This window comes from Tardiphaga sp. 813_E8_N1_3 (genome assembly GCF_051811025.1).
Taxonomy (GTDB): domain Bacteria; phylum Pseudomonadota; class Alphaproteobacteria; order Rhizobiales; family Xanthobacteraceae; genus Tardiphaga.
The window spans coordinates 1,480,090-1,498,884 of sequence record NZ_JBPWQE010000001.1; the positions used below are offsets into that span (position 1 = coordinate 1,480,090).

18 protein-coding genes are annotated in these 18,795 nt (G+C 60.4%); 9 read left to right on the forward strand and 9 right to left on the reverse strand.

The features are described from left to right. The first annotated feature begins 31 nt into the window (after positions 1–31). The 3 genes from AB8A33_RS06890 to AB8A33_RS06900 all read left to right on the forward strand — a co-directional run bounded on the left by AB8A33_RS06890 (position 32) and on the right by AB8A33_RS06900 (position 4,413). The gene (locus AB8A33_RS06890) at positions 32–2,449 is read left to right on the forward strand and encodes a bifunctional diguanylate cyclase/phosphodiesterase (RefSeq protein WP_439092085.1); all 2,418 of its coding nucleotides are present in this window, start codon (positions 32–34) and stop codon (positions 2,447–2,449) included. A 352-nt stretch (positions 2,450–2,801) separates the two neighbouring features. After that, positions 2,802–3,752, forward strand: a complete 951-nt coding sequence (locus AB8A33_RS06895; RefSeq protein ID WP_439092086.1) for a helix-turn-helix domain-containing protein — start codon at positions 2,802–2,804, stop codon at positions 3,750–3,752. A 127-nt stretch (positions 3,753–3,879) separates the two neighbouring features. Then, positions 3,880–4,413, forward strand: coding sequence for a cupin domain-containing protein (locus tag AB8A33_RS06900; RefSeq protein WP_439092087.1), 534 nt, complete (start codon positions 3,880–3,882; stop codon positions 4,411–4,413). A 37-nt stretch (positions 4,414–4,450) separates the two neighbouring features. Here AB8A33_RS06900 and AB8A33_RS06905 read toward each other — a convergent pair whose 3' ends face one another. Continuing rightward, positions 4,451–4,912: an Lrp/AsnC family transcriptional regulator gene (locus AB8A33_RS06905; protein ID WP_175366591.1), complete on the reverse strand. Its 462-nt coding sequence runs from the start codon at positions 4,910–4,912 to the stop codon at positions 4,451–4,453. Positions 4,913–5,064: 152 nt separating this feature from the next. Between AB8A33_RS06905 and AB8A33_RS06910 the strand changes: the two genes are divergently transcribed. Next, positions 5,065–7,449, forward strand: coding sequence for a transketolase (locus tag AB8A33_RS06910; RefSeq protein ID WP_439092088.1), 2,385 nt, complete (start codon positions 5,065–5,067; stop codon positions 7,447–7,449). A 190-nt stretch (positions 7,450–7,639) separates the two neighbouring features. Here the strand turns inward: AB8A33_RS06910 and AB8A33_RS06915 are convergent, their stop codons facing one another. Continuing rightward, complete coding sequence (locus AB8A33_RS06915) at positions 7,640–7,876, reverse strand: Lrp/AsnC ligand binding domain-containing protein (protein WP_068735543.1); 237 nt, start codon at positions 7,874–7,876, stop codon at positions 7,640–7,642. 153 nt (positions 7,877–8,029) lie between these two features. Here AB8A33_RS06915 and thiD point away from each other — a divergent pair, with 153 nt between their 5' ends. Continuing rightward, positions 8,030–8,830, forward strand: a complete 801-nt coding sequence (gene thiD / locus AB8A33_RS06920; RefSeq protein WP_439092089.1) for a bifunctional hydroxymethylpyrimidine kinase/phosphomethylpyrimidine kinase — start codon at positions 8,030–8,032, stop codon at positions 8,828–8,830. Positions 8,831–8,856: 26 nt separating this feature from the next. Here the strand turns inward: thiD and AB8A33_RS06925 are convergent, their stop codons facing one another. The 5 genes from AB8A33_RS06925 to AB8A33_RS06945 form a co-directional block, all read right to left on the reverse strand. After that, on the reverse strand, positions 8,857–10,584 hold the full coding sequence (locus tag AB8A33_RS06925; protein WP_439092090.1) for a methyl-accepting chemotaxis protein: 1,728 nt from the start codon (positions 10,582–10,584) through the stop codon (positions 8,857–8,859). Positions 10,585–11,067: 483 nt separating this feature from the next. Next, positions 11,068–11,487, reverse strand: coding sequence for a DUF6647 family protein (locus AB8A33_RS06930; protein WP_439092091.1), 420 nt, complete (start codon positions 11,485–11,487; stop codon positions 11,068–11,070). A gap of 67 nt (positions 11,488–11,554) precedes the next feature. Further along, positions 11,555–11,707 (reverse strand): hypothetical protein, encoded by a 153-nt coding sequence (locus tag AB8A33_RS06935; protein ID WP_439092092.1) that lies wholly within the window; start codon positions 11,705–11,707, stop codon positions 11,555–11,557. A gap of 58 nt (positions 11,708–11,765) precedes the next feature. Beyond that, positions 11,766–12,125, reverse strand: a complete 360-nt coding sequence (locus tag AB8A33_RS06940; RefSeq protein ID WP_439092093.1) for a hypothetical protein — start codon at positions 12,123–12,125, stop codon at positions 11,766–11,768. A 408-nt stretch (positions 12,126–12,533) separates the two neighbouring features. Further along, complete coding sequence (locus AB8A33_RS06945; RefSeq protein ID WP_120291429.1) at positions 12,534–12,725, reverse strand: hypothetical protein; 192 nt, start codon at positions 12,723–12,725, stop codon at positions 12,534–12,536. Between the two features lie 154 nt (positions 12,726–12,879). On the opposite strand from AB8A33_RS06945, the gene AB8A33_RS06950 reads away from it, so the two are divergent. Further along, positions 12,880–14,862: a BTAD domain-containing putative transcriptional regulator gene (locus tag AB8A33_RS06950; protein WP_439092094.1), complete on the forward strand. Its 1,983-nt coding sequence runs from the start codon at positions 12,880–12,882 to the stop codon at positions 14,860–14,862. Positions 14,863–14,865: 3 nt separating this feature from the next. Here AB8A33_RS06950 and AB8A33_RS06955 read toward each other — a convergent pair whose 3' ends face one another. Next, a complete protein-coding gene (locus tag AB8A33_RS06955; RefSeq protein WP_439092095.1) occupies positions 14,866–15,333 on the reverse strand; it encodes an MAPEG family protein in 468 nt (155 codons plus the stop codon). A 232-nt stretch (positions 15,334–15,565) separates the two neighbouring features. Then, the gene (locus tag AB8A33_RS06960; protein WP_439092096.1) at positions 15,566–15,790 is read right to left on the reverse strand and encodes a DUF1127 domain-containing protein; all 225 of its coding nucleotides are present in this window, start codon (positions 15,788–15,790) and stop codon (positions 15,566–15,568) included. 390 nt (positions 15,791–16,180) lie between these two features. Here AB8A33_RS06960 and AB8A33_RS06965 point away from each other — a divergent pair, with 390 nt between their 5' ends. From AB8A33_RS06965 to AB8A33_RS06975, 3 genes are read left to right on the forward strand one after another with little or no spacing between them, the layout of a single operon-like run. After that, positions 16,181–16,840, forward strand: a complete 660-nt coding sequence (locus AB8A33_RS06965; RefSeq protein ID WP_439092097.1) for a class I SAM-dependent methyltransferase — start codon at positions 16,181–16,183, stop codon at positions 16,838–16,840. 56 nt (positions 16,841–16,896) lie between these two features. Continuing rightward, a complete protein-coding gene (locus tag AB8A33_RS06970; RefSeq protein ID WP_439092098.1) occupies positions 16,897–17,694 on the forward strand; it encodes a UDP-2,3-diacylglucosamine diphosphatase in 798 nt (265 codons plus the stop codon). Positions 17,695–17,708: 14 nt separating this feature from the next. Further along, complete coding sequence (locus tag AB8A33_RS06975) at positions 17,709–18,758, forward strand: glycosyltransferase family 4 protein (RefSeq protein ID WP_439092099.1); 1,050 nt, start codon at positions 17,709–17,711, stop codon at positions 18,756–18,758. Positions 18,759–18,795 lie beyond the last annotated feature (37 nt).

Below are 18,795 nucleotides of genomic sequence, written 5' to 3' on the forward strand. Positions count from 1 at the left end.
CTTCGATATCTCGTCATATGTTGGTATCTTTATGCTACGAGTCTGGAATTGCATCGAATTGCAGCATGACTGGCGGCAGATCCTGCTGGCGGCAGCGGTGTGTTTTCTCTCCAGCCTTGCTGCCGTCAACCTGTTCACGCGTGCGCGCACCGCATTGCCCGACACGCGCCTTGCGTGGTTGATTACCGCAGGCGCGGTCACCGGCTTCGGCACATGGGCGACGCATTTCATCGCGATGCTCGCATACACGCCTGGTTTCGAACTCCACTACGACCTCATCATCACCGCCTGTTCGCTCGTCGCCTCTGCAGTGATGACCACGGCCGGCTTCGCCATCGCGCTTTTCAATCGAACCAAACGAAACGCGCTGGCCGGCGGCGCGGTTATCGGCCTCGGCATCGCCTGCATGCACTATATGGGCATGGCGTCGCTGCGCATCCCCGCCATCATTCAGTGGATGCCGGACCTCGTGACGGTGTCGGTCGTCGGCGGCATGGTGATTGCCGCCTTGGCAATCCTGGTCGCCCAGACCGCCGACCGGTCCGGCAAGCTACTCGTTGCCGCACTGCTTCTGACGCTCGCGATCTGCGTACATCACTTTGTTGCCATGGGCGCGATCGATCTGACCTACAATGCCGCAGCCGCTGAGAACCAAAGTCTGCTGTCGCCGATCGAACTGTCGCTGGCCATTGCGGCCTTCACCGCTGCCGTGGTGATCGCCGGCCTCGTCGTTGCCGTAACAGATCAGCGCACCCGCCGCAGCATGAGCAAGCGCAATCTGCAGCTCGATGCGGCGCTCAACAACATGGAGCAGGGCCTATGCATGTATGGCGCCGATGGCCTGCTCGAATTGTGGAACGAAAGCTACTTGCGCATGTACAATATCCCGCCGGCGAAAATGTTGGCCGGCGCGACTGAGGATCAGGTGCTGGCAATTCGCGCGGCAGCTGGCACGCTGTTTGTCGACATGGATAGTTATGAGATGAAGATGCGGACGGCCCTCGCGGATCGCGTGCCGAGCAGCCAGACCGCCGAGCTGCCGGATGGACGCGCCGTCAATGTGCGCTACCGGCCGATGAAGAATGGCGGCTGGGTCGCGACCCACGCCGACATCACCGACCGCAAACTCAGCGAAGCGCGAATCGTGCATCTCGCGCGGCACGATCCGATCACCGATCTGCCCAATCGTGTTGCCTTCAACGAACATCTGGCCCGCGTCTTCAAAGAGGCCTCGGCGGGACACGGCTCGTTTGCGATCGCGCGGATCGATATCGACCGCTTCAGAGAGACGAATGATGTATACGGCCAGGCCACCGGAGACGCCGTACTGGCCGAGCTGGCGAAGCGGCTGGCGCAAGCCTGCAACGGCGCATTTCTGGCACGGCCGAGTGGCGATATCTTCTCGATCGTGTCTCATCTCGGCGCGGAGCCGCAAACAGCGGAAGACCTCTGTGCGCGGTTGTCGGGCATTCTCGATAATACGTTTCAGATTGACGGCCAGCACGTCAATGTTCGCTGTAGTATCGGCATCTCGGTCTATCCGCAGGACGGCCAGGATATCGAAGCTCTCATTGCGCATGCGGACCTGGCGCTCGACCGCGCCAAGGCCGAGGAAGGCGGTACCATCCGCTTCTTCGAGGCTGCGATGGATCAGCACATCCGCGAGAAACGACTGCTGCAGCGTGATCTCGTGGTGGCGGTCGAGAACAAGCAATTCCAACTCTATTTTCAGCCGCAGGCGACCACCGAGGGCGCTGTCGTCGCCTTTGAGGTTCTGCTGCGCTGGCGGCATCCCGAGCGCGGCATCATCTCGCCGACGGTGTTCATTCCGCTGGCGGAGGAGAGCGGTCTGATAGGCGCCATCGACGAGTGGGTGGTGCGCGAGGCCTGTCGCGAGGCGGCGACCTGGGTCAATCCGCTGTCGATCGCCATCAACCTGTCGCCGGTCAATTTTCAGCGCGGCGATGTGCCCGGGATGCTCGCCGCCGTTCTGGCGGAAACCGGTCTCTGCCCAAAGCGTGTCGAGATCGAGATCACCGAAGGCGTGCTGATTGACGATTTTGCTGGTGCCATCGCAATTCTGCACGCCGTCAAGGAATTGGGCGTTCGCGTCGCCATGGATGATTTCGGCACGGGCTATTCGAGCCTGAGCTATTTGCAGGCTTTCCCCTTCGACAAGATCAAGATCGACCAGACCTTCGTGGCCAAGCTCGAGGATAATCCGCAGTCCGCGGCTATTGTTCACGCTATCATCGGGCTCGGCCGCTCGTTGAAGCTCCCGGTGATCGCCGAGGGCGTCGAGACCGTCGCCCAACTGTCGTTTCTTGCCGCCGAGGGCTGTGCGGAGATCCAGGGTTTCCTGATCGGCCGCCCACAGCCGATTGCGCATTATCAAAGCGTCGTGGCCAATGCCGGCGGCGGTGGCATTGCAGTGAAGCGCGCCAGCTGACGCATTTGATAGTTTAACGCCGCATTTTTCGTAGTTCTGTGATGACTGGATACGGTTGAGATCTTCTCATCCGTTGATAATCGCAGTGCTGTGCGATGGGCCCAGCCTACAATTCTCGTCAAATGAACCGAAACCCACCCGCGCATTCGTGATTGATCGTGAAGTCCCGTTCAGGTTGTTGAGTCCGATTTCAACAATACTTGGATGTTGCTTTGCACCTAAGTTGTGCCGGTCACGGAAAGTGACGCGGCGAATAATAAAATAAACGAGTGTTCGTTTCCAATGCGTGGAGACGCGCGATCGGCCTCACTGCTGTCGAGGCTGATGCAACGGGTCTTGGAGCTATCTTCCCATGTATGAGATGAGTTCGTCTAAGCCGTTTGCGGGCGATGCAATTGCAAACGGCTCCCAGTTTTGCGGGGCTGAGTACACAAGCGCAACGGCAGCTCTTGGACTGCAGGTCTTCTGCCCACATCCATTGTTATCGGATATCGTCGAAGACATCTGGGATTGGGATCTTCCCGATGGCTCCGCTGCACAGAGTATGACGGTGCAATTGGCCCCCAGCGCCTATGGCGTTCTGGTGATGCAGTACCGCGCTCCCCTGAGTGCTGATTGGACGTTCGGGAGTGAAAAGGTCATGCGCGTCTGCCAGCGGCATGTCGCGGTGAAAATGCGGACCGGCATCGTGACGGTGCGTCCCGTCGGTCCGATCGGCGCCGTCATTGTTCGCGTCAAGCCGGAGGCGTCGGAGCGGATCAGTCAGTCGCCGCTCTCCGAATTTCGCGATCAGAAGATTGAGCTGTGCCACATCTTTCGCAAAAGCGCATTGATGCAGATCGAGCGGGACCTGGCGCAGGCTCCGGACGCCGAGGCGCGGGTCGCGCTCGTGGAGGAATTCTTGCTGCGCTATATGCGGCCGGAGCGGCCACCCAGCCTGCTGGTTCAGGCGGCATCCAGCCTGCGGTTTGATCCATCCATATCGGTGAGCGATCTGGCGGCCCATCTGGATATCAGCGTCCGGCATTTGTCGCGTGGCTTCAAGGCGGCATTCGGCGTCGGTCCAAAGCAGTTCGCGCGCCTTGTGCGCGTGGAGAAGGCGGTCGCAGCGCGGCGCGAAGGCTGTGGCTGGAGCGATATCGCGCAGTCCTGCGGTTTCGTCGATCAGGCGCATTTGATCCATGATTTCCAGGCGATCGTGGGTACTGCTCCCGAAGAAATCTTCCATCCACCTGGAATGAAAACGGTTCGGCCTCCCAATTCATCGCGGGGCCGGATGTTCTTCAATCTGTTCGTCGATTAGCCCCATGCTTCTTTATATGCTGATCGCGACTCTGCTGCACTGCGTTGGCGTTTTGCGCCTCCAAGGCATCGGTATTCGTGCGTCGTCCTATATCGAAGCGACTCGCCGATTGAGAAGGAGAGGCGCCATGAAGGCAAAAGTCGTGCGGTTACCTGAGGCCGTCGTTGGTTGCGGCAAGGATCTACATTGGTTCGAGACCACGCCAGGAGATCTAATCGCCCTGCGAATCCATAGCCGGGATGTGGCCGGCGCGTTCACCATTGTCGAGGCGCGGGTGTTGCCGCTCAGCGGACCGCCGATGCACATCCACAAGGAGCGTGACGAGATATTCGAGGTGCTCACAGGCGTCTTCCGTTTTCAATGCGGCGATGATGTCTTCGACATTTCCGCGGGTAGGACCGTTGTGGTGCCACGCGGCGTGCCGCATGCCTGGGTCAATCTCGGATCGCACCCGGCGCGATTGCTGTTCTCCTTCGTTCCAGGCGGCATCGATGATCTATTCGAGCAGATCGGCAAGACGCCGCCGGATCAATGGGCTGCGCTGGCGGCGCTGCACGACAGCTTCATTACCGGACCGCCGATCGTAATCGAGGGCGCGTCGGAACCATGTCGCGGAACCAAGACGACGAATGTCACCTTCCTGGTGCCGCGGTCGTCATGAGCCCGGCTGGGGGCCGGCGGCGTCGCCTCATACTGTCTTACACCGGCAGTGCGATCGAATACTTCACCTGGCTGAGGGCGAAGCTGGATTCGATCGAGGCGATGCCGTCGAGCCGCGTCAGCTTGTTCTTCAGGAATGCTTCGTAGGACGACAGATCCGCCGCGACGACGCGCAAGAGATAGTCGCGGTTCCCGGTCATCAGGTAGCATTCCAGCACTTCCTCCCATTTCGAGATCGCCTTGGCGAAGCGGTTGAGGTCTTCCTCCTTCTGCCTGACAAGCTTGATGGAAATGAAGACGCTGACCGGCAGCCCGATCGATTTCTGATCGACCAGCGCCATATAGCGGGTGATGACGCCGCGCTCTTCCAGCAATTTCACCCTGCGATGGCACGGCGAGATCGAGAGCCCGACCTTTTCGGCAAGCTCCTGCATGGTGATGCGGCTGTCTATCTGCAGCGCGGCGAGAATCTTGCGGTCGATTGCGTCGAGGGCTGACATTGGGAAAATTCCATGAAATGGGAGCCGGAACAATTCGTCTATCCCAATATGGCCGCGGTTGTCGCGATGAATTGAGAAAATCCCGCGAGGGCGCCTGCTAGAATGGCGACCTCATTACGAACCAGCTCAGCTGGCCGACGCGGGAGTCCATCATGCCGATCGATCACAATCGCCTGCAGACCCTGACCGCATTGGCGCGCAAGGTGCTCTGGCTCTCGTCATGGACCATCCACAACGCCAACCACATCCGGCCCAATACCGACGGCCTCAAGGTCGGCGGTCATCAGGCCTCAAGCGCCTCGCTCGCAACCATCATGTCGGCACTGTATTTCTCGGTGCTGAAGCCGGAAGATCGCGTTGCGGTGAAGCCGCATGCGAGCCCGGTGTTCCACGCCATCCAGTATCTGTTCGGCAACCAGACGCGCGAGAAGCTCGAGAACTTTCGCGGCTTCAAGGGCGCGCAGAGCTATCCGTCGCGCACCAAGGATATCGACGATGTCGATTTCTCCACCGGCTCGGTCGGCCTCGGCGTCGCGCAGACGTTGTTCTCGTCACTGGTGCAGGACTACGTCTCGGCGCACGGTTGGATGAAGGGCCGTCGCGAGGGCCGCATGATCGCGCTGGTCGGTGATGCCGAGATGGACGAGGGCAACATTTTCGAGGCGCTGCTGGAAGGCTGGAAGCACGGGCTGCGCAACACCTGGTGGGTCGTCGACTACAACCGCCAGAGCCTCGACGCTGTCGTGCGCGAAGGGCTGTGGGAGAAGTTCGAATCCATGTTCCGCAACTTCGGCTGGGATGTGGTGATCGTGAAGTACGGCCGGCTGATGCAGACGGCTTTCGCCGAGCCCGGCGGCGCCGCACTGAAGACCTGGATCGACAACTGTCCGAACCAGATTTATTCGGCTTTGTGCTTCCAGGGTGGCGCGGCGTTCCGCAAGCGGCTCAATGACGAGATCGGTGACCAGGGCCCGGTGTCGCGCCTGATCGAGGCGCGCAGCGACGAGGAATTGCTGGCGCTGATGTCCAATCTCGGCGGCCACGACATGGCCAGCATGATCGAAGCCTTCGAGGCGATCGATCACGATCGTCCGGTCTGCTTCATCGCCTACACCATCAAGGGCGTCGGCCTGCCGTTCCAGGGTCACAAGGACAACCATGCCGGCCTGATGACGCCGACGCAGATGGAGACCTGGCGCGCGGCACAGAACATCCGGCCGGGCCATGAATGGGACAGATATGAAGGCCTGACGCACGATGCGGCGAAGCTGGATGCCTTCCTGAAGGATGTGCCTTTCGTGCAGCAGGGCACACGGCGCTTGTCAGCGCCTGCCATTGACGTTCCCGCGCATCTGTCGTTCAAGCCGTCGCCGGAAATGTCGACGCAGCAGGGTTTCGGCCTCGTGCTGCACGAGCTGGCACGCGGCGATACCGAGCTGGCGTCGCGTATCGTCACCGCGTCGCCCGATGTCACCGTGTCCACCAATCTCGGTGCCTGGGTCAATCGCCGCGGGCTGTTCGCACGCGCCGAGAAGGCCGATCACTTCCGCAGCGAGAAGATTCCATCCACATTCAACTGGGACTTCTCGCCGAAGGGCCAACATCTCGAACTCGGCATCGCCGAGGCGAACCTGTTCATCCTGATGTCGGCGCTGGGCCTGTCGAGCAGCATCAACGGCGTCCGCCTGCTGCCGGTCGCGACGCTGTACGATCCCTTCATCGAGCGTGGTCTCGATCAGCTCAACTATGCTTGTTATCAGGATGCCCGTTTCATGGTGGCTGCGACGCCGTCGGGCATCACGCTGGCGCCGGAAGGCGGCGCGCATCAGTCGATCGCGACGCCGCTGATTGGCATGGCGCAGGACGGTCTTGCATCGTTCGAACCGGCTTTCGTTGACGAGCTCGCCGTGATCATGGGCTGGGGCTTCCAGCACATGCAGCGTGACGCGGGCACCGATGAGGGTGGCCAACGCACGGGCGGCTCGGTCTATCTGCGGCTCTCCACGCGTACCATCGAGCAGCCGCAGCGCATGATGACGCCGGAACTGCAGCAGGGCATCACCGACGGCGCCTATTGGCTGCGCAAGCCCGGCGCCAATTGCGATCTGGTGATCGCCTATACCGGCACGCTGGCGCCGGAAGCGATCGAGGCAACGGGATTGCTCGGCGACAGCCATCGCGACATCGGCCTGCTGGCGATCACGTCAGCCGATCGTCTCCATGCCGGGTGGACATCGGCGCGGAAAATCCGCCGCGACAGGCGCAACCCGCAGCATCTGAGCCACATTGAGAAGCTGCTGCAGCCGCTGCCGCGCGATTGCGGCATCGTCACCGTGCTCGACGGCCATCCGGCGACTTTGGGCTGGATCGGCAGCGTGTGCGGTCATCGCATGGAAGCGCTGGGCGTCGAACAGTTCGGCCAGACCGGTACCATGGGCGATCTTTATCGCCATCACGGCATTGACGCGAATGCGATCGTCGACGCGGCGGAGGAGCTCAGTGGTGTTCCGGTTCTGCACCGGAAGATGGCGGTGTAGCGCTGGAGAAGCCATGGCCTTATCAGATGTCATCCCCGCCTAGTACGCCGAAGGCGTACGCGGGGCGGGGATCCATAACCACGGTCAGAGCAAGAGAAACAGTAGGGCCGCAACAACGTCGCTTTGACCAAATCTCTGGTGTGTATGGGTCCCCGCCTTCGCGGGGACGACACCGAGATCTGGTTCTCGCTCAAAACGCCTTGAACGTGATGATCGTATGCGTGTCCTGGATGCCCGGGATGGTCTGGACCTTCTCGTTCACGAAATGGCCGATGTCGGTGGCGTTATCGACGTAGAACTTCACCAGCAGGTCGTAATGCCCAGCGGTGGAATAGATCTCGGAGGCGATTTCGGCTTCGGCCAGCGCGTTGGCGACGGCGTAGGACTGGCCAAGTTTGCACTTGAACTGGACAAAGAAGGGGACCATCGGGATTCTCCGGAAACGGGCGATTTTAGAGATCATCAAGCCCAAAACAGGGTGCGGCGCAAGCCGCCAGCATGTCGCCGGGTTGCTGGTTCATGACTGGCAGGGTAGGACTGGTATGGCTGCTTATCCCTTGATCTCGTGCGAGTTTTTCCGATGCCCACACCCATTGCCCTGACCATTGCCGGGTCGGATTCCTCAGGCGGCGCCGGCATCCAGGCAGACCTCAAGACCTTTGCGGCGCTCGGCGTCTACGGCGCCTCGGTGATCTCCGCGCTGACCGCGCAGAACACCAAGGGCGTCACCGGCATCCATCAGGTGCCTGCTGAGTTCGTCAGTGAGCAGATCAACGCCGTGTTCGTCGATCTCGCGGTCGGCGCGGTGAAGATCGGCATGGTCGCGCAGCGTGACGTGATCGAGGCGATCGCCGCCGGCCTCGCCACATGGCAGCCGAAACATGTGGTGCTCGATCCGGTGATGGTTGCAACCTCAGGCGATCGCCTGCTGGCGCCGGATGCCATCGCGGCGCTGCGCAGCACGCTGATCCCGCTGGCGCAGATTATCACGCCGAACCTGCCAGAGGCCGCCGCACTGCTCGACGAACCGATGGCGGAGGGCGATGCTGCGATCGAGGCGCAGGGCAAGCGTCTGCTCGCGCTTGGCTGCAAGGCTGTGCTGATCAAGGGCGGCCACGGGACCGGCCCCGAGAGCACCGACTATTTTATCACCGCAGACCGCGCCATTGCGTTGCCGGCAGAGCGCGTGTCCACGAAGAATACGCACGGTACCGGCTGCACGCTGTCATCAGCGATCGCGGCTGGCCTCGCCAAGGGGCAGGACATGGAAGCCGCGGTGCGTGCGGCGAAAGCCTATGTCACGGCTGCGATCGCTGCGGCGGATCGTTTTACGGTTGGCCACGGCCACGGCCCGGTGCATCACTTCCACGCCTCTTACTGATCTCGTCACGTCGCTCGCGCCAGGCCTCAGGCCGCCTTGGCCTGATCGGTCGGCGTTTCGCGCAGGGTGACAAAGAACTGCTTCACCTGTTCGGCGAGATCGCCGGCGGCCGAGGAGACGTTGCCGGAGGCGCTGAACACGCCATCGGCCGAGCGGTTGGTTTCGCTGATCGCCGCGTTGACCGCTGAGATGTTCGACGCCAGCATCTGGGTGCCGGATGCGGCCATCTGCACGTTCTGGGAAATCTCCCGCGTCGCTGCGCCCTGCTGCTCCATCGCGCTGGCGATCGCGGTGGTGACTTCGTCGATCTCGCGCATGGCCAGTGCAATCTCCTTGACCGAGGCCACGGCCGTTGTGGTGGTGGCCTGAATACCGGCGATCTGCTGCGCGATCTCGCCCGTTGCCTTCGCGGTCTGGCTGGCCAGTGATTTGACCTCGGATGCCACGACGGCGAAGCCGCGGCCGGACTCGCCGGCGCGGGCTGCTTCGATAGTGGCGTTGAGCGCCAGCAGGTTGGTCTGTGCGGCGATGGCCTGGATCAGGTCGACCACGGATCCGATCCGTTGCGCGGCCTCGGCGAGGCCCTCGATCTCTGATTCGGAGCGGCTGGTCGTGGCGCCCGCCGTCGTAACGGTCAATGTGGCGCGCTCGATCTGACGGTCGATCTCCATGATCGAACTCGTCAACTCCTCTGCCGCCGACGCTACGGTCTGGACGTTGGTTGCCGTTTCCTCCGACGCGCCTGCTGCAGAAATAGCCTGCTGCGCGGCGTCGCTGGCAATCCCTGTCAGAGACTGCGCGGTGTGTTTGAGCGTGCCGGCATTCTCGTCCACCGTCGCCAGCAATCCGTTGGCGGTGACGCGGAAGCTCTCAACGGTGCGCTCGATGTGACGATTACGCGCCTCGCGTTCAGCCACTTCGATCGCAATGCCTTTGGCGGCTTCCTGCTGTGCAATGACATTGTCGCGGAACTTGGCGACGGCGCCAGCGACCGTGCCGATCTCGTCGGCGCGTCGCGCGGTGTCGAACGCCGCGGTGGTATCGCCGCCCGACAGGCGTACGGAATCTCTCACCAGTTCGATCATCGGTTTGACGATCCCGAACCGGCCGATCAGGAATCCCGATGCCAGTCCGAACAGCACGCCGATCACCGTTGCTATCAGTAGCAGCCGCGAGGTCGCGATATATTCCTCCGATGCGGCTTGTGTGTAGAGGTCCACGCGATCGAGCAGGCGGTTCGAGACGGCGCGCATCGCGGTCCGCACTTTTTCCGCAGCCTCGCGGCCCTTCACGGCGGCGTCACGCAGCCGATTGGTCTGCTCGTCGAGGTGCACGTCGGTGGCGGCGCTGGCGAGCTTGATAGTGGTCTCGAGGTTGTTCTTGTACGCTGCCAGTGCTTCGTTCACCGCTGGCAACATGGCGCGCGTCTGCTCGTCGCGGGTTTCCTGGATGTTGGCGATGCTGGCCTCCAGCGACTTCAACTGCGCTTCGATATCCTGTTTGGTTTGCGCGACGTTCTGCGGCCGGGGATCCAACGCAAGACGGAATTCGGCGCGATTGAGCCCAATGACTTCCTGGTTCGCGCGCGCTCCCGTCAAGGCGCGCTTCGACGATTTGCTCATGTTGGTCGCGCCTTCATCGAGTCTGGCCATCGCACTGATGCCGAGCCAGCTCAGGCCGATGGAGATCGATGCCATCAGGCCCACGATTGCGAGGATTTTGGTGAGTACGTTGAAGCGGGCGAGAAACGTCACGAGCATCTCCAGGTGTTGGCTGACGATGACATGCCCGTCTGGTTTCGCGGACATCGATCACGCTGACTTTGGCAGCGGGAGATTAATCTTCGATGAAACCAAAAGTAGTGTTATTTTGCGCGGCGTCTTAGTGGTGGTATGCTTGTGCGCATCGCCCCTGTGTGTAGCCTGGCTATGCTGAAGGCGTACTTCACACTGGCCGCTGCGCCTTCCAATTGCGCACGAGCAGTCTGATAGTGGTCGAGATTCAGTTCAGCAAAGCAAGTGCGCCAAGCGGCACCGTGACAAGGCCGAACCAGCCCATCACAGCAAACTATAAATCCTGTCGCCGATATCCATTAGATCGATTGCATCGTCACGCGGCTGGCAGCCAAGCTACGTTCGTCTGTCATGCGCTGAATTCTTGCAAAGCGCTTCTGTCGCCGGCGATCGATCGGTGCGAACGTATATAGCAGGTTGGTACGCTGGCGGGATGCGTGCCGCCTACGAACCGTCGCGGCAAACGCTCACCATGTAGATAGTGAGCTCATTCGTGCCGACGAGGCTGTAGGGATCCTCGACACCCTGTTCGCGTAGCCATTTCATCTGAAGGTCATAGGCTTGGCGTTCGTGGGCCGCCACACACGGAGCTTCGACGTTGTTGGCTCGTTGCACGTGATGCACGAGCTCGTGCAGCAGCGCGCTCTTCTGCCGCAAATTGACCGGTTGCCATTCGTGGGGCAGGTAGATCGCGCCTTGTTCGCGGCTGTAGAGGGCTTGAAATTCGAGCCCGCTATTTTCCGGCGCACCACTTAGCACAGCCATTTCTGCTGACGTCGCGAAATGGATTGGCGGGTGAGCCGGAGGGGCGAAGCCGGTTTGGGCGATGATCCATGCGATAAAGGTAGCGATCAGAGCGTTCACGTAGTGACCTCATGCGGATATGGCCTGCGGGGAATTGGATGCTTCAGTTGCGCAATCGTGGCGAGGATCAGAAAAGGCCCGGGCTTAAATCCAGGCCGTAAGTGAGCGAGAGCGCGAGCACCAGAATTCCAGCTCCGCAGAAAAACATAAAATGCTTGAGCACATCGGCTCCGGTGATCGAACGAAGCGCGCGGGACATCGCGCTCACGATTGCAGTCATGTCAGCCTCACGATTGTTGCCGTCCATTGACGATTGATGCCGTCTTCGCCTGCCGCGATCAGTCGCCCCAGGCTGCTATATTCACAGGGCGACTGTGCTCGGGCGCCGCCCGTGCCAACAGCACGCCGCCAATTACGTGCACGATGCCGAAGCCGATAAGGATCAGGATGATCAGGTGTGTTTCGCTCAGTCGCCTCACGTTTCTTTTCCTTTCACTGTTCTGCATCTGACGAACACGCATTTTCGCGTCTGGCGATGGAATGGGCTTGCCAAGATTGGTTTCGACGCGGTCGGAGATAAGATGCCGGTAGCGATGAATGATGTTGATTGCCTGCCGGCGACGGGATTCATGAAGTGCGCTGACGATCATCGAAGCCCCCACAGGTGCTGGAGATGGCGCCGGAAAGTCGGTCTTCATCACTCTTTTCCTGATACTTCACGGGATGATGCAGGTGAGCTTGCTGACCGCTCGGCCCGCCTGACACCCTTGAAATTTGCATTGAAACTTCGCCGCGCTTGCTGGCATTGGCAGCGATGCTACTGCGGCATCGGCTTTGTTCGCCTACGGTAGCGGCGAGCTCGACATGTAGTATGTGACGAAATCATCGGAAGCGAGGTCAGGCTGATCGGCTTGGGGCCTTTGGCTCGTTGCAGCCAATGCAATCAACAAAATCGAGCCATAGAACGCGATCACTCCAATTCTCCATCTCGCGACGACTCGTCGTTCGTCTTCGGTTGAGAGAAAGGCATACGATCGCGCTCGTAGTTGCGCGGTATTGGTCAATGCGACCTCCTGCTTGATGGCTACTTCGAAATCGAACTGAGATCAGTCGCCTCCGAAAAGGAGGGGTGAGACGGGAGGCGTGGCGTGCGAGGCCGCCCTGGCTTTCGGAGCAGCCAGGGAAGTCAGCGCCACATCAACTCCGGCGAGGATGACGGTCAGGGTAGCGACGACCGCAATGATGTGACGCGTGCGCATGACGGCTTCCGGGTGAAGTTGCTCTGCGCCGAATGCCATTCGCATCTCGTCGCATTTCGATTTGAACCCGCCGCCGTCTCATCCGGCGTTAGTCAACCGTCATCGCTGCGTTAATATTGCTCGCAAAGTTGCCAATCCGCGTAGAATGTATATTCAGAGGGTGCGTCTGTTCAAAATTTGGAAGTAATTGGCCTTGTGCCCAAAATTTAATCTTTCACTTTTGGGACGCTTCGTGCTCACCGGGCCGAACGGCGCCGTCGGCTTGCCAAACAAGAAGCTCTCGGGATTGCTTGCTTATCTGGCTTGCACGGCACCGGAGCCTCAGCCGCGCAAAAAACTGTCGACCCTGTTCTGGGGGTCTTATTTCGACGCGCAAGCCAAGCAGAACCTCCGTCAGTCACTGTTCAAGCTACGTCAAATTCTGGGTCGGGATGCTCTCAAGAGCGATGGCGAGTTCGTATCGCTGAATACGACGGTGATCCTGTGCGATGTCAGCCGGTTCGAGGTCCTGGTGCGGGAGGGCGGCCGTGATGCGCTGGGTGAGGCAGCGGATCTCTATCGGGGGCGCTTCGTCGACGACATCGGTGTTACCGAAGAAGGCTGGAGCGATTGGCTGGCTGGCGAACGCCAGCGATTTCAGGAGCTGGCTCTGACTGCGATGGTCGGGCTCGGCGAAAAAGAGCTGGCTGCCGGTCGCGCCGATCACGCATTGAAGGCGGGGCATCGCGCGAGTGCACTTAACAACATGCGTGAGGATGCGCACCGGCTGATCATGCAGGCTCTGTCTGCAACTGGTCGCAAAGCTGAAGCGCTCAAGTACTATCAAGAGGTCGTTACGCTTTTGAAGCGAGAACTCAACACGGAGCCGGACGAGGCAACCAGGGCGCTCGTCGCTGAACTACGCAGAGCCCAGACACTGATCGAATCGGTGGCTGTCAGCGAGGTCGAGATATCGGCTCCACTCGCGCCCGCTCTGATGATGGTCGCGGATCAACCATCCATCGTGGTTCTGCCGTTTCGGAACATGAGCGACGACCCCGAGCAGGAATACTTCGCTGACGGTGTCACCGAGGACATCATCACCGCTTTGTCGCGCTTTCGCGAATTCGTGGTCATCGCACGCGGATCGAGTTTCGCCTTCAAGGATAGAAGGCTGACCAGCCGGCAAATCGCGCTGCAACTCGGTGTTCAATACGTGTTGAGCGGCAACATCCGCAAAGCGGGCAACCGCATTCGTGTATCGGCCGAACTGACCCATGCCCGCGATGAGGCCCAAGTGTGGTCGGATCGCTACGATCGCGCCATCGTCGATGTTTTCGATCTGCAGGATGACATCAGCGCGAGCGTCGCTGCGGTGATTGATCCGGCCGTGCGGAGCGCCGAGGTCGAACGCGCACGGCGTAAGCCGCTTTCTGATCTTTCAGCTTATGACATCTACCTGCGAGCGCTTCCCTATCTATGGAGCGGAACCCGTGACGGGATCACGAGGGCGATCGTATTGTTGCGACAGTCTCTCACCCTCGATCAGCTGCGCCCAGCCACGCTGGCGTCCCTTGCCTGGGCACTTGTCATGGCGTCGCCTCTGGGGGCGGCGGCTTTGCCGGAAACGTTGGTCGAAGCCCTCGCCTTGGCGCGCCGCGCCGTCGAGGAAGATGGCACAAATGCTTTTGCCCATGCGGTCTATGGCTTCACATTGTTTGGTCCGGTCGGCAACAACGATCAGGGGCGCATCCACTGCAAGGAAGCTGTGCGCCTCAATCCAAGCTCCGCTTTCGCCTGGGGTATCCTTGGAATGATCGACAGCATGGGTGGTGACTATGAGCATGCTGTCACATGCCTTCACCGGTCGATCGCCCTCAGCCCCTACGACAATATGCTCCATTTTTGGATGACGGGCCTGGCTGCATCATGTTTTGCGCTCAGGCGCCCCGAGGATGGTATCTTGTGGGCGCGCAACTCGATCCAGCAGAATCCGGCCAACGGTACGGGCCATCGCATGCTGGTAGCCAATCTTGTAGACGCTGGGCGACTGGAAGAGGCTCGTGACGTGACGCGTCAGCGCGATGCCGTGCAAAAGACGACTATCGCAGAGCTTAGGGTTATGCGCTTTTTCAAGCAGGACGCTGCTCTCGAACGTTACCTATCGGTTCAGCACGAAGCCGGCGTTACGGATTGAGCCTCACGCGCTGACTGCAGATATCAACGTCCGGACGGTCATGAAGATCAAGATGAGCGAGCCCACAGTCCAAAAGGTCGCGCGGATCTCATGAATCTGCCCGGTGAGATAGGCGATGAAGTGAAGCAGACGTGAGGCGACGTAGCCGTATAGCAGCCATTGCGCGAGCAACAGGGATGGTTGCGTGAGAATGTAGAGCAAACCCGCAACGAGGAAGTAGGGCAGACTCTCAAGATCGTTCATCTGGATCCGGCGAATCCGCTCGACGCGCTCGTTGGGCAAGAGTTGCGCCGCGGAGGGCGCGGGGTTCATCGGCGTCTTCTTGATATCCTCGGGTGAACGGTAGCCGCCTTTGACGTCGACCATGCGGACGACAGTCAGCCACGACATCGCCACAGCCTTGAGGATCATGAAGCTCGCAGCGATGACGTAGGTAGCAAAAAGCGGATCGTTCAGAGTGAGCTTGTTCAATGCGCCGTCCCCCAAGAAGTCATAGATCGTATCTATGATCCAGCGCGTTTCCCAGTGAAATACAATATCTGTTTGCGCGATCGTCCGATTAACCGCCGTTGAAAAGGACTAATGTCGTGTCATGGAAATGCTCCACCCGAAGATTCTTGATCTTCGGGTGGCTCTCGGAGACATCGATACTCGCGCTCTTGGTCGAGCAGGTCCGCCGCAGCAATCGGATTATGATTTCGGATTAGCAGCGTTTCAGTAGCCAAGGCTCCCAGAAAAACCGTGACGCTTCGGCATGCGCTTCGTACAGGCTGATGCCGATATCGCGGAGAAAATCGGGCCTGTCTTTGATATCCGCGCGCAACTCTGCCCTGAAACGGGCTCGCTGCCGCCACGAGGCAGGCAGGCTGAAGATCGCGCCGAGACGCAGATGATCGTCGCCTGATACAAACTGTGCGTAGGCGCGCATGGTGGTGCTCCGATTTTTGCGACCGGAATGTCGCCGACACATCGCTGCGTGACGCCCATTGAAGCCTGTCGACGTCGTCGCCGACGTCAGTCATGCGTCAGAGCAGCGTTATTTTCGCTTAAGGCGCCGCGAAAAAGCGGCCAGGCGTGGCGAACGCGTTCAGGAAGGGCTTCGTCTTGCAAATTCCGCGCGTAAGCACCGGATTCGCGATCTACGCGCTGCAGCCGCTCTGTGGGTACATATCAATACGGTAGTCCCTTTGGGGCTCCTGGCTTATCCAGCGGTATCTCTCATGCGACACTCTGTCGTCGATCTGTCATCCCGGCTTGATATCAGCCGACCAGCAAATGGGTTGTCCGATTCTTTCGGACACGCTGGACGGAACCTCCGATGACGACGCTGGATCTGGAAAAATCCATTGTTGAAACAGCCTATGCGCGCTGGGCTCCGATCTATGATGCGGTGTGCGGTCCGGTGATGCTGAAGGGCCGTCGCGCCGCTGCCGAGGCCGCGCGCGCTGTGGGCGGCAAGGTGCTCGAAGTTGGTGTCGGCACGGGCCTGTCATTCGATGACTACGATGTGACGACCGAGATTACCGGTATCGATTTAAGCGCGCCCATGCTTGCCAAGGCGCGCGCCAAGATGGCAACGGGGCGCTATCCATGGGTCAAGGACATCAGGGAGATGGACGCCCATGCGATGACCTTCGCCGACGCCACGTTTGACTGCGTTGTCGCGCAGTTCGTGATCACCCTCGTCGAGAATCCCGAGCAGGTGCTGTCCGAATGCCACCGCGTGGTAAAGCCGGGTGGGCGCATCATTCTCGTCAATCATCTGTATTCGGAGACTGGTCTGGCAGCCGCCGTCGAGCGCTGGGCCGCTGTGAAGACCCGCTCCCTCGGTCTGCGCCCGGAATTCCCGTTCGCGCGGCTGCAGGCGTGGTCGCAAGCGAACGCTGAATCGATCCTCGTCGAACGCCGCAAGGTGGCGCCGTTCGGCATCTACACATTGGTTACTTTTGAACGAACCGCGGCGGCGCTGGCGGCGTAAATCGTCATCGCCGTGTCATGCAAATCAGTTAGCTGCTCGACATGGAAAGAGACGTGATGAGTGAAGGCAACGAAAAGCGCTTTCGCACCTTGTTTATCTCCGACGTCCACCTTGGCGCCCGCGGATCGCAGGCTGACCGGCTGCTGGACTTCCTCCGTACCCATGATGCCGATACCATCTATCTCGTCGGCGACATCGTTGACGGCTGGGCGCTGAAATCCGGCTGGCACTGGCCGCAATCTCATAATGACTTCGTCCAGAAGATGCTGCGCAAGGTGCGCAAGGGCGCCAAGGTCGTTTACATTCCCGGCAATCACGACGAATTCCTGCGCAGCTATTACGGCACGCATTTCGGCGGTATCGAGGTCGTAGAGACCGCGACGCACGAAGGCGCGGACGGCAAGAAGTATCTCGTCATCCATGGCGACATTTTCGACCTTGTGGTGCAGAACGCGCGCTGGCTCGCTCATCTCGGCGACAAGGCCTATGACTTCGCGATCCAGATGAATCGTCTGGTCAATGCGCTGCGTAAATTGTTCGGATTCCCTTACTGGTCGCTGTCCAAATGGGCCAAGATGAAGGTGAAGAACGCGGTGAACTATATCGGCGCGTTCGAAGAGACGCTGGCCGGTGAGGCACGGCGTCATGGCGCTGATGGCGTGATCTGCGGTCATATCCACTACGCGACGATCCGCGACGAGCACGGCATCCGCTACATGAATTGCGGCGATTGGGTCGAAAGCTGCACGGCGCTGGTCGAGCATGAGGATGGCCGCTTCGAGATCATTACCTGGACCGATCCGGTTCGTAGCGGCATGCCGGTGCAGGCGCTCGCACCAGCTAAGGCAGCTTGAAGGATGTCGGCCTGATGCGCATTCTCGTCGCTACCGACGCCTGGCATCCCCAAGTCAACGGTGTCGTGCGCACGCTCACAATGATGGCGGAGGCGGCGAAGGGTTTTGGCGTCGATGTGAGTTTTCTCACGCCGGAATCGTTTCGCACGGTCGGGCTGCCGAGCTACGCTGATTTGCGCGTCGCGATCCCGAGTCGCCGCAAGATTGCGCGACTGATTGACGAGGCCAGACCGGACAACATCCACATCGCGACGGAAGGCCCGATCGGCTTTTCGGTGCGCGCTTATTGCCGCCGTCGCAACATTCCCTTCACCACCAGTTTCCACACGCGCTTTCCCGAATATATCTCGGCGCGTTTTCCGATTCCAGAATCTTGGGTCTGGGCCGGCCTGCGCCGCTTCCATGGCGCCAGCTCCGCCGTGATGGCGGCTACGCCGGCGCTAGCGAGCGAGCTACGTGACCGCGGCTTCCGCAATGTCGTGCTGTGGCCGCGCGGCGTCGATGCCAATCTGTTTCATCCGCGCCATGTCGATCTCGGTAAGCCGAAGCCGATTTTCCTCTCGGTCGGCCGCGTCGCCGTTGAGAAGAATCTCGAAGCCTTTCTCGATCTCGATCTGCCGGGTACCAAGGTCGTGGTCGGCGATGGCCCGGCGCGTGCCGCGCTCGAAGCGAAACATCCCGATGCGCTGTTCACAGGCGCGTTGCAGGGCGAGGCTCTGGCCGTTGCCTATGCTTCGGCCGATGTCTTCGTGTTTCCGAGCAAGACCGACACCTATGGTCTCGTGCTGCTCGAGGCGCTGGCGAGCGGCGTACCGGTGGCTGCCTTCCCGGTAACGGGTCCGAAGGACGTGATTGGCGCGTCGCCGGTCGGTGTCTTGTCGGATGACTTGCGGCACGCCTGTCTCAAGGCGCTCGAAATCTCGCCGCAGGAATGTCTCAAGTTTGCTGCCGGTCACACCTGGGAAGCGTCGGCGCGCGCTTTCGTCAGCAATATCAGCCATGTGCGGGCCGAAATCGCTGCCAATACGTCGTCTGTGGAAAAGCAGCCGCGTTTCGCTGCCTGATCTGCGGTTGGTATAGCTTGCCCGCCGGTCGTGCCGC